General features: G+C 72.6%; 10 protein-coding genes and 1 pseudogene. 7 read left to right on the top strand and 4 right to left on the bottom strand.

Annotated features, from left to right (window positions below; genetic code table 11):
- From QH470_RS13910 to QH470_RS13900, 3 genes are all read left to right on the top strand, one after another.
- On the top strand, window positions 1-860 hold an 860-nt coding region (locus QH470_RS13910; RefSeq protein ID WP_280272758.1), incomplete at its 5' end, for a YncE family protein.
- Complete coding sequence (locus QH470_RS13905; RefSeq protein ID WP_187688639.1) at window positions 860-1,114, top strand: DUF5703 family protein; 255 nt, start codon at window positions 860-862, stop codon at window positions 1,112-1,114. The genes QH470_RS13910 and QH470_RS13905, both read left to right, overlap by 1 nt.
- A gap of 5 nt (window positions 1,115-1,119) precedes the next feature.
- On the top strand, window positions 1,120-2,199 hold the full coding sequence (locus QH470_RS13900; protein ID WP_280272757.1) for a quinone-dependent dihydroorotate dehydrogenase: 1,080 nt from the start codon (window positions 1,120-1,122) through the stop codon (window positions 2,197-2,199).
- Window positions 2,200-2,217: 18 nt separating this feature from the next.
- Here QH470_RS13900 and QH470_RS13895 read toward each other — a convergent pair whose 3' ends face one another.
- Window positions 2,218-2,616, bottom strand: coding sequence for a hypothetical protein (locus tag QH470_RS13895; RefSeq protein WP_280272756.1), 399 nt, complete (start codon window positions 2,614-2,616; stop codon window positions 2,218-2,220).
- A 595-nt stretch (window positions 2,617-3,211) separates the two neighbouring features.
- Here QH470_RS13895 and QH470_RS13890 point away from each other — a divergent pair.
- From QH470_RS13890 to QH470_RS13880, 3 genes are all read left to right on the top strand, one after another.
- Window positions 3,212-4,714, top strand: coding sequence for a PfkB family carbohydrate kinase (locus QH470_RS13890; RefSeq protein WP_280272755.1), 1,503 nt, complete (start codon window positions 3,212-3,214; stop codon window positions 4,712-4,714).
- A 169-nt stretch (window positions 4,715-4,883) separates the two neighbouring features.
- Window positions 4,884-5,639, top strand: a complete 756-nt coding sequence (locus QH470_RS13885) for a GTP cyclohydrolase II (RefSeq protein WP_280272754.1) — start codon at window positions 4,884-4,886, stop codon at window positions 5,637-5,639.
- A 180-nt stretch (window positions 5,640-5,819) separates the two neighbouring features.
- Window positions 5,820-7,652, top strand: coding sequence for an AMP-dependent synthetase/ligase (locus QH470_RS13880; RefSeq protein WP_280272753.1), 1,833 nt, complete (start codon window positions 5,820-5,822; stop codon window positions 7,650-7,652).
- 103 nt (window positions 7,653-7,755) lie between these two features.
- Here QH470_RS13880 and QH470_RS13875 read toward each other — a convergent pair whose 3' ends face one another.
- The 3 genes from QH470_RS13875 to QH470_RS13865 form a co-directional block, all read right to left on the bottom strand.
- Window positions 7,756-8,292, bottom strand: coding sequence for a YbhB/YbcL family Raf kinase inhibitor-like protein (locus QH470_RS13875; protein WP_280272752.1), 537 nt, complete (start codon window positions 8,290-8,292; stop codon window positions 7,756-7,758).
- 21 nt (window positions 8,293-8,313) lie between these two features.
- Window positions 8,314-9,618: a M20/M25/M40 family metallo-hydrolase gene (locus tag QH470_RS13870; RefSeq protein WP_425302661.1), complete on the bottom strand. Its 1,305-nt coding sequence runs from the start codon at window positions 9,616-9,618 to the stop codon at window positions 8,314-8,316.
- Between the two features lie 128 nt (window positions 9,619-9,746).
- Window positions 9,747-10,103: a winged helix-turn-helix transcriptional regulator gene (locus tag QH470_RS13865; protein ID WP_280272750.1), complete on the bottom strand. Its 357-nt coding sequence runs from the start codon at window positions 10,101-10,103 to the stop codon at window positions 9,747-9,749.
- A 214-nt stretch (window positions 10,104-10,317) separates the two neighbouring features.
- Between QH470_RS13865 and QH470_RS13860 the strand changes: the two are divergent.
- A pseudogene (locus QH470_RS13860) lies at window positions 10,318-10,641 on the top strand (hypothetical protein); the annotation flags it as partial.

Here is a 10,641-nt window from a genome sequence, read left to right as displayed (position 1 = left end):
GCACGGTGACCCCCGCCGGGCCCGTCGCCGCACTGCTGGCCGAGCCCGCGACCGGGCGTGTCGCGGTCCTCGACGCCGACCGCGTGACACTGCGGCTGCTCGACCCCGCCGCCACGCCCGCCCGCACCCTGACCCTGCCCGCCCCGGCCACCACTCTCGCCGCCGGCGCCCCGGGACAGCTCCTCGCCACCGCGGGCCGTCAGCTGGTGCGCGTCGACACCGCCACCGGCGAGCTGCGCAACACCCCGCTCGACGGCGAGGCCCGCGCCGCGGCCCGGCGCGCCGACGGCAGTATCGCGGTCGGCATGGCCGGGGGACGCGTGGTGATCCTCACCGCGGACGGGCAAGTGGCACAGACGATCTCGGACCTGCCGGCCATCGACGCGCTCGCCGCCGCCGGCGACGCCGTGGCCGTGCTCGACCGCGCCCAGACCAGCCTCACCCAGCTCGACCTCGGCGACGGCGCCCCCGGCTTGGCCCTGCGCGCCGGACTCGGCGCCACCCACCTGGCCTCCGACCATTTCGGGCGGCTGCTGGTCACCGACACCGCCGGCGGCGCGCTGCTGGTCTACACCGCCGATCCGCTCGTACTGCACCAGCGCTTCCCGGTAGGCTCTTCGCCCTATGCGATCGCCTACGATCAGCGGTCCGAGACCGTGTGGGTGACGCTGACCGCGAGCAACGAAGTGGCCGGCTTCGACCTGTCGACAGGTATACCGGAGGAAGTGGGACGCTTCGCGACGGTACGCCAGCCCGACACGCTGACCATCGACGAACGCACCGGCGACATGTTCGTGGGATCCGCCACCGGCGACGGCCTGCAGCGGATCGGCGCGGACGAGAGGAAGAGAGGGCAGTGATGACTCGGGCCTCGGCGCACCGCAGGTCGATCCCCGCGGACTGGGAGGAGACCAGCGAAGAGGGGGAATACGAATACGTCCCGCTACGACTACCCCCCGAGGTCACCCGGGTGACCGCCTCGATGCGGCTGGCGATCCAGGCCGAATTCGGCGGCTGGGAGTTGTCGCGGGTCCGCGCCTACACCGACGGCAGCCGCAAGGTGCTGCTCCGCCGCCGCAAAACCACCTTCCCCGTCGCCGAAACGGGGATGTGACACCCATGTACTCCTTACTGCTGCGGCTGATGTTCCTGCTGCCCCCCGAACGCATCCACCACCTGGTCTTCACGGCGCTGCGGCTCGTCACCCGGTTCGCCCCGCTGCGCGCGCTGCTGGCCCGGGTGACCGTGGTCGGCGACCCGATCCTGCGCACCACCGCCTTCGGCGTGGAATTCCCCGCGCCGCTGGGCCTGGCCGCCGGATTCGACAAGGACGCCGCCGGGGTGGACGCCTGGGGCCCACTGGGTTTCGGCTACGCCGAGATCGGGACCGTCACCGCGCAGGCACAGCCGGGCAACCCGGCGCCGCGGCTGTTCCGGCTGCCGCCGGACCGGGCGCTGATCAACCGGATGGGATTCAACAACCAGGGCGCCGCCGCGGCCGCCGAACGGCTGCGCGCCCGCCGCCCCGGCGGCGTCCCCCTGGGCGCCAACATCGGCAAGACCAAGGTGACCCCCGCCGAGCAGGCCGCCGCCGACTACGCCACCAGCGCCACCCTGCTCGGCCCGCTCGCCGACTTCGTCGTCGTCAACGTCAGCTCCCCCAACACCCCGGGCCTGCGCGACCTGCAGGCCGTCGAATCGCTGCGGCCGCTGCTGCGCGCGGTGCTGGACTGCGTGCAGGTGCCGGTCCTGGTGAAAATCGCGCCCGATCTGTCCGACGACGACATCGACGCCGCCGCGGACCTGGCCGTCGAACTCGGCCTGGCCGGGATCGTCGCCACCAACACCACCATCCGCCGCGACGGCCTGACCACCCCCGCCGCCGAGGTCGCCGCGCTGGGCGCCGGCGGGCTGTCCGGGCCGCCGGTCGCCGAACGCTCCCTCGAGGTGCTGCGCCGGCTCTACGCGCGCGTCGGCGACAAACTGGTGCTGATCTCGGTGGGCGGCATCGAGACCGCCGACCAGGCCTACGAGCGCATCCTCGCCGGCGCCACCCTGCTGCAGGGCTACACCGGCTTCATCTACGGCGGCCTGCTGTGGACCCGCCGCATCCATCGCGGCCTGGCCCAGCGCCTGCGCGCCGACGGCTACGCCACGCTGGCCGAGGCAGTCGGCGCCGCCCACAAAGCCCGCGCCTGAGCGCCACGCCCGCGCCGCTCAGCCCGACAGCCGCGGCGGCTCCTCGGCGAACGCCCCCGGGCGGCGGACCGCCCGGCCCGACAGCACGGGCCCGGCCTCCCGGCGGGTGCGGCCGCCGGAATGCCGGCGCAGCCGCTCGATCATGCGGCGCGACAACAGGATCACCGCCTGCTCGTAGCGCACCCCCAGCGCGGCGGCGCGGTCGGCGACGCCGCGCTGCGCGGACTCGTCGTGCACGGCCGCGGGATCGCTGAGCAACTCGTCGAGTTCCATACCGGCCAATGCCTGGTCACGAGTCAGCCGATGCTCGGGCAGCCAGCTCAGCCGCCACACCGCCGCTCCGGCGCCGTCCACGCGGAAGGCGTGCTCGGGGGTGCGGTCACTGATCATGGCCCAGTCGGTCGTTTCGATCGTCACGGCTGTCTCCTCTCGAGTCGCCGCGCCCTGCCCCGCGGTGTCACCGCGGTGTCCGGGCGGCTACCCAGTACATCGGCGCCAGTAGCCGAAGGGTTGCGGAAGTGTCGCCTTCGTCGGCGATGTCGGGGTTGCGTCAGGTGTCGGGAGCCTCCCCGCCGGCGAATGCCGGCGGTGCCGTGGCCCCGCGGCGGGTGCGCGGTCCGGACGTGAGGCCGGGTCCGCGCGGCCGGCGATCCGCACGGCCCGTGCGGCGCGGTGGCGGTGCGCCCGGTGCGGCCGCCGTGCCCGGCGGCGGTGCCGGTGCGGGCCGCTAGCCGCGGTGTGCGGTCGCGTCGGCGTCGCGCTCGGCGGATTCGGGCATCCGGCGTCGGCGGATGCGTCGTTCGAGCGGAGTTGCTCCCACCATCAGAACCTCCTGGAGGCGCCGACGACAGAACGCCGACCCCTGAGCGTCACTTGCCGGTTCCATTCGGGCAAATGCCGCGATAGGTTATAGATAGCCGGAAACGCCGCCCGCTAAACCGCGCGATGTCCGGCCGTTTGGCTTATCGTCTCCACGAAGATCACCGCGCACCAGACGGAGGTGGCTGCCCCGATGGCGGGACAGGACGATGCGGTCGCCGCCGTGCGCACCGTGCTCGCCCGTTTGTGCAAGCGGGCGGGACTGAGCCCGAAACGCTTGCGCAGCACCGAGATCGACGTCCGGCCCCTGCTCGGGCTGTACGCGATCGACCAGCACGCCCGGCTGTCACGCACCGACCCCGCCGAGGCCGTGCTGCCCGTCGTCGCCGACCTCGCCCGGCAATTGCCGCCACCGCACCGGCTCATCGTCGACGTCGGCCTGGCGCTGGGCCTGCTGCGCGGCCACCTGCCCGACGCACTCGACGCCGCCCAGCTCTACGCCCCCGATCTGGGCCGCCGCCGCGACTACCTCAGCGCCCACTGGCCCGCCCTGCTGCGCGCCGCCGGCGCCGAGCCCACCGCCGCGCCCACCCCCACCACCCGGCAATTGCGCGGCCGCCTCGAACACGAGGCGTTCACCCTGCTGGCCCAGCGGCTCGTCACCGCCTCGGGCTATGCCTCGGTGCTGCCCACGCGGCAGGCCGCCGCGGCGGGCGACGGCCGCGCCGGCACCGTGACCGTCATCGGCGACGCCGTCCTGGACAACATCTGCAGCATCATCGACCACTTCCCCGGACCCGACGACCCGGCCACCGGCACCTTCCGGGACCGGCCCGGCGGCAAGGGCCTCAACCGGGCGGTCGCCGCCGCCCGCCTCGGCCTGCACGTGCGCCTGATCTCCGTGGTCGGCGACGACCTGCGCGGCCGCCGCATCCTCGACCACCTGCGCGCCGCGGGCGTCGACACCGACCTCGTGCGCGTCGTGCCCGGCGCCGACACCCCCGTGGCCGTCGTGCTGGTGACCAGCACCGGCGAACCGCTCAACATCGCCTGCCCCAACGAACGGGTCCGGCTGACCCCCGAGGACCTGCACACCACCGCCGCCCGCCACGCCATCGCCGACGCCGACGCGGTCCTGCTCACCTTCGAACCGCCCCCCGCGGTGATCGAGACCGCCCTGGAACTCACCGCCCGCGCCCCGCGCCCCCGCCTGCTCGTGCAACCCGTGCCCTCGGCCAGCGGCCCGCAGCGGTTCTACCGCCACTTCGGCGCCATCGACTACCTCATCGGCACCCGCCGCGAACTCACCGCCCTGGCCCCGGGGGGATCCGGCGACCTCGACGACGCCGAACTGTGCCGCCGCCTGCGCGTGCTCGGCGCCCGCACGGTGTGCATCGCCGAGGGCTTCGCCGCGCACGTCCGCTCCGACGACCTCGAGGTCGACATCGGCCGATTCCCGGTCGTGCTCGAGGACTCTCCCGGCGCGCCCGCCGCCTTCGTCGCCGCGCTGGCCCGCCGCATCGTCGCCGCCGGCGGCCACCGCGCCGGACCCGAGGACTTCCGCTGGGCCACCGCCGCCATGGCCGCGACCCAGTCCACCGGCGACATCTCCGCCGCCATGCCCACCGCCGACGCCGTGGACCGCATGGTCGAACTGGCCGCCGAAGCGAGCGCCGACGGCGCGGGCAACCGGTGAGCGGAGTGTTTGCCAGCCTGCCGCGGCCCGGTTGACGGGGTCGCGTGCGGGCACTCCCGGAAGGGAGCTATCGTCTGCTGCCATCGTGCTCGACCCCCCATCGTCGCCGGGGACGCGGACACCGCGCCCGGCTGCCCGAGGTACGACCTGCGATCCTTCGGAGGAGCATTTGACAGCCCAGCTGGACGAGACCGGACACGGTACGGACGATCCGGGATACCACCCGGACGACACCGAGCACCGCATCCGCCGCAAGGGCGGCGAGCTCACCGTCCGCGTCCGCCAACTCCACGACACCGCCGACGGCGGCACGATGCTGCTGTTCGGCCCGGTTGCCGACGGTTGCCTGGTACGCATCCACTCCCGCTGCCTCTACGGCGACGTGCTCCAGAGCGACGACTGCGACTGCGGCCCCGAACTGGACAAGGCCATGGACCTGATCCAGGCCGAGGGCGCCGGCGTGCTGATCTACCTCGAGCAGGAGGGCCGCGGTTCCGGGCTGATCGCCAAGGCCCGCGGGCTGCGCTACAGCGAGTGCCACGGCGTGGACACCTTCACCAGCTACCGCGACCTGAACTATCCCCCCGACTGCCGCTCCTACGCCCCCGTCGCCGCCGCCCTGTACGAGCTGGGCCTGCGGTCGGTGCGGCTGCTGACCAACAACCCGGAGAAGATGGCCGCGGTGGCGCAGGCCGGGATCGCGGTCGAGCCCGTGCAGCTGATCACCGTGCCGCGCAGCGAACGCGCCCGCGCCTACATGCAATCCAAACGCGAGTTCCGCGGCCACTGGCTGCCGGAATTCCGGGCCGACCCCGCTACAGCGCTGCCGTCCGACGCGCTGCCCGTCACCGCGCCGCGAATGCCGGTCCCCGCACCGGCCGAGGGCTGTCCGCGCCCGGCCACCGCGCTTCCCGCCACCGGGTAGACCGGCCGGTGTCGGATACGTCACATTTCCGGCATCGCACCGATAGGATGGGTGAGCCGCGTCACCCGGTGACGCGACGCCAGCCGTGCGTTTCCGATCTCCGCCCCAGCCGAGTTCGCGCCGTCGCCTCTGGCGGAGCGTCCCGAGGCTCGGTCCGTCCACCGATCGGGAACAAGGGAAATGACGACAGACATCGGCTACACACACCAATCCGGCGTCACGGTCCGCACCGTGCCGGAGGCTTTCCAGCAGACCCTGACCCTGCGCCCGCATCAGGTGGCGTTGCGCACGGTCGGCGGCACCCAGCAGATCACCTGGACCGACTACGACCGCCGGGTGCGGGCGATCGCCGCGGGCCTGGCGAAACTGGGCGTCGGCCGCGGCGACACCGTCGGAATCATGCTGACCAACCGGCCCGAGTTCAACCTCGTCGACACCGCGGCGCTCCACTTGGGCGCGGCGCCGTTCTCGGTCTACAACACCAGCTCCCCCGAACAACTGGCGCACGTGTTCGCCAACGCGGGCAACGCCCTCGTCGTCACCGAGCGCGCGTTCCTCGACGCCGTGCAGAAGTGCGGGACCGAGTTCGCGCGCATCGTGCTCGTCGACGGCCAGGCCGCCGGCACCGTCTCCCTCGCCGAGGTGGAGGCCGATCCGGCCGAGGACTTCGACTTCGACGCCGCCTGGCAGGCGGTGGAACCCGGCGACCTGGCCACCCTCATCTACACCTCCGGCACCACCGGCCCCTCCAAAGGCGTGGAGATCACCCACGCCAACATCGTCGCCCAGATCGCCGGACTCACCCAGGACGGCCCGCTGGTGGTCGGCATCGACGACCGCGCGGTGTCCTACCTGCCCGCCGCGCACGTCGCCGACCGCATCTCCGGGCACTGCGCCAACCTGTTCACCGGCGTCGCCATCACCTGCGTGCCCGATCCGCGCGAGATCGCCGCCGCGCTGCCCGACGCCCGGCCCACCGCCTTCTTCGGCGTCCCGCGGGTGTGGCAGAAGATCAAGGCCGGAATCGACGCGAAACTGGCCACCGAGGCCAGTCCCGTGAAGAAGGCCCTCGCCGGGTGGGCCATCGGCACCGGTGTCGCCGCCGCCCGTGCCCGGCTCGCCGGTGGCACGGTGAGCCCCGTGTTGCGCGCCCAGCACAAACTCGCCGACGCGCTGGTGCTGTCGAAACTGCGCGCCGCGCTCGGCCTGGACGAATTGAAGGTCGCCGCGTCCGGCGCCGCCGCGATCCCCCCGGAAACCCTGGAATACCTGCTGGGCCTCGGATTCACCGTGACCGAGGTGTGGGGCATGTCCGAAACCACCGGCGTGGGCACCTTCACCGAACTCGACAGTCCCCGCCCCGGCTCGGTCGGGCGCGCCCTCGACGGTGTCGAGCTGCGCCTGGACAGCGACGGTGAACTGCTCGTCCGCGGCGCCATCGTCACCCCCGGCTACCGCGGCATGCCCGACAAGACCGCCGAAGCCCTCGACGACGACGGCTGGCTGCACACCGGCGACGTCGCCACCATCGACGGCGACGGCTACGTCACCATCGTCGACCGCAAGAAGGAACTCCTCATCAGCGAGGCCGGGAAGAACCTCTCGCCCACCAACATCGAGAACGCGGTCAAAGCGGCGTCCTCGCTGGTCGGGCAGGTGGTCGCGATCGGCGACGGCAAGCCCTACATCACCGCCCTGCTCGTGCTCGACCCCGACACCGCCGCGGTGCGCGCCAAAGCCCTCGGCGCCCCCGACGCCGACGTCGCCGCCCTGGCCGCCCGCCCCGAGATCGTCGAGGAGATCCGCGCGGCCGTGGCGTCGGGCAACACCCGCCTCTCCCGCGTCGAGCAGATCAAACGCTTCCGCATCATCGCGCAGGCCTGGGAACCCGGCGGCGAGGAGATCACCCCCACCCTCAAACTCAAGCGCAGCCCGATCGCCACCAAATACGCCGCCGAGATCGCCGAACTGTACGGCGACCCGGTCCCCGAGGGCGTCATCGACCTGCGCTAGCGCACCGCTGCGAAAACAGCACCGCACGCACATTTGCACGCGAGGCAAAAAGGCTGTGGCCCGGACACATTCGGTCCGGGCCACAGGTCAAGAAAGCGTGCGCCTACTTCACCTCGTAGGTCGCGGTGAGCTGCGCGCGGGCGATGGCGTGCGAGAACAGGTTGAAGCCCAGGAACGCCGGCGTGGCGTTCTCGTCGAGGCCCAGCGACTCCACGTCCACCGCGTGCACGGTGATGAAATACCGGTGGTAGCCGTGCCCGGCGGGCGGGGCGGCGCCGACGTATCCGGCGAATCCGCCGTCGTTGCGCAACTGGACCACCCCGGCGGGCAGCACCCCGCCCTCGCTGCCGGTGCCGCGTCCCAGTGTCGTGATCGCCGCCGGGATGTCGGCCAGCGCCCAATGCCAGAACCCCGACGCCGTCGGCGCGTCGGGATCGAACACGGTGACCGCGAAACTGCGTGTCGCCGCCGGGAACCCCGACCACGACAGGTGCGGCGAGATGTCCTTGCCGCCCGCCCCGAACACGCCACTGACCTGGTCGTTGCCGAACGGCTGACCGTCGGTGACATCCTCGGAGGTCACGGTGAACGCCGGCAGCTGTGGCAGCGGCGCGTAGGGATTGTAGGAGTAGTCGGGCACGAGACCGTCCTTTCGAGATCGTCAGCTGTGCAGGAGGAAATGCTCCAGGACCCGGGTGCCGAATTCCAGCGCGTCGACCGGGACGCGCTCGTCGACGCCGTGGAACAGCGCCGAGAAGTCCAGATCCGGCGGCAGCCGCAGCGGCGCGAAGCCGAAGCAGCGAATCCCCAAGCGGGCGAACGCCTTCGCGTCCGTGCCGCCGGAGAGCATATAGGGCACGGTACGCCCGTGGGGATCGTGCGCGAGGACGGCGTCGTTCATCGCGTCGACCAGATGCCCGTCGAAGGTGGTCTCGTAGGAGTCGAGCTTGGTGATCCACTCCCGCTCCACATCCGGCCCGATCAGCTCGTCCACCTCGCGCTCGAACGCCGCTTGGCGCCCCGGCACCACCCGGCAGTCCACCACCGCCTCGGCGGTCTGCGGGATCACGTTGGCCTTGTAGCCCGCGCGCAGCATGGTCGGGTTGGCGGTGTCGCGCAGGGTGGCGCCGATGATGCGGGAGATGGTGCCCAGCTTCGCCAGCTGGCCCTCGATGTCGGGGCCCGTCGGGTCGAACGCGAGGCCGGTCTCCTCGCTCACCGCCGCCAGGAACTCCGCCACCGAATCCGACAGCACCAGCGGGAAGGTGTGGGTGCCCAGCCGCGCCACCGCTCGGGCCAGAATGGTCACCGCGTTGTCGTCGTGCAGGAACGAGCCGTGCCCGGCGCGGGCCTTGGCGCGCAACCGCATCCAGCCCAGGCCCTTCTCCGCGGTCTCCACCAGATACAGCCGCCGCTCGGTGCCGTCGCGGCGCGGCACGGTCAGCGAGAACCCGCCCACCTCGCCGACCGCCTCGGTGACACCCTCGAACAGATCCGGGCGATTGTCGGCCAGCCACTGCGACCCCCAGCGGCCGCCGTTCTCCTCGTCGGCCAGGAACGCGAACACCAGATCGCGCGGCGGCACCGTGCCCTCGATCTTGAACTGGCGCGCCACCGCCAGCATCATGCCGACCATGTCCTTCATATCGATCGCGCCGCGGCCCCACACGTAGCCGTCGCGCACCGCGCCGGAGAACGGGTGCACGCTCCAGTCCGACGCCTCCGCGGGCACCACGTCCAGATGCCCGTGCAGCATCAGCGCGCCGCGGCTGCGGTCGGCGCCGGGCAGCCGCGCGAACACGTTGCCGCGGCCCGGCGCTCCCGATTCGACGTATTCGGTGGTGTATCCGGCCTGCTGCAACTGGTCGGCCACCCACTGCGCGCATTCGCGCTCGCCCTTGGTGGTTTCCAGTTCACCGGTGTTGGAGGTGTCGAACCGGATCAGCGTGCTGACCAGATCCACCACCTCCGATACGGCGCGGGACACGGGTTCGGCTCGGGACTCGTCACCAGGTGCAGACACGTTCCCCTTCCTACCATCGCGGCGGCCCGGCACCATGCGTTGGCCGCAGCGTGCGCGCAATACGGTGGCCCTCAGCCCGGCGCGGCGACCTTGCGCGCGCCGATGCGCGCCATGCGCTCACGCCCCCACACCCCCAGCGGCGCCAGCGCGCGATCGAGTTCGCGGCCCAGCTCGGTCAGCGAGTACTCCACCCGCGGCGGCACCTCCCGGTACACCTCGCGGTGCACGATGGCGTCCTCCTCGAGTTCGCGCAGCTGCTGGATCAGCATCTTCTCCGACACGCCGGGCAGGTTGCGGCGCAGCTCACCGAACCGGCACACCCCGTTGTTCTCCAGCTCCCACAGGATCAGCACCTTCCACTTGCCGCCCACGACATCCATCGCCGCATCGATACCGCAGAAATACGGCCCGGATCTGTTCGCGCCCATCGGCCCAGCCTAGAGACCGCCGCGCCGTTGTGGCCGATACCAGCGCGACCACGCCGCCCCGGCCACAAGTCCCAGACCTGCGTGCCGCGTCTTGCCCGGCCGGGCGCGGCGGTCCTAGCGTCGGCGCAGGTGATCCCTACCAGAACTGCCCGCCGCGTCTTGCCCGGCCGGGCGCGGCGGTCTCGGTGCAGGCGAACCCGAAGGGAGGCGGCGCGTGAGAGTCCGTGCCCGGCAACGCCTTCGGCGCCGCGTTGTCCGTCCTCCGTGCGCGGCCGCGCTCGTCGCGATCGTGGCCGTGGTGTGCTCGACCGGACCGGCCGCCGCCGACCCGCCTGCGATGTCGGAGGCCTCGGCGCGGGCGCTGGCCGCGGCCCGGCCCGCCGCCGACGGCTCCCGCCTGGTGGCCGCCGTCGCCGGTCCCGGCCGCGTGGTCGAGCTGACGGTGCACTCCGCGGCGATGGGGCCCACGGTGTGGGTGGCGGGAGCCCCCGCCGCCCCCCCCCCCCGGCCCCCCCCCGGGGGGGTTGTGGGGAAAGGG

This window comes from Nocardia wallacei, assembly GCF_029868745.1.
GTDB lineage: Bacteria > Actinomycetota > Actinomycetes > Mycobacteriales > Mycobacteriaceae > Nocardia > Nocardia wallacei_B.
Note: the sequence above shows the minus strand (reverse complement) of the source record. Positions and strands in the feature narration are given on the sequence as shown.

Coding starts and splice junctions, on each gene's coding strand:
- QH470_RS13865 (WP_280272750.1), bottom strand. CDS start 10,103: ATGGGCGCGAACAGATCCGGGCCGTATTTCTGCGGTATCGATGCGGCG.
- QH470_RS13890 (WP_280272755.1), top strand. CDS start 3,212: ATGGCGGGACAGGACGATGCGGTCGCCGCCGTGCGCACCGTGCTCGCC.
- QH470_RS13905 (WP_187688639.1), top strand. CDS start 860: ATGACTCGGGCCTCGGCGCACCGCAGGTCGATCCCCGCGGACTGGGAG.
- QH470_RS13880 (WP_280272753.1), top strand. CDS start 5,820: ATGACGACAGACATCGGCTACACACACCAATCCGGCGTCACGGTCCGC.
- QH470_RS13900 (WP_280272757.1), top strand. CDS start 1,120: ATGTACTCCTTACTGCTGCGGCTGATGTTCCTGCTGCCCCCCGAACGC.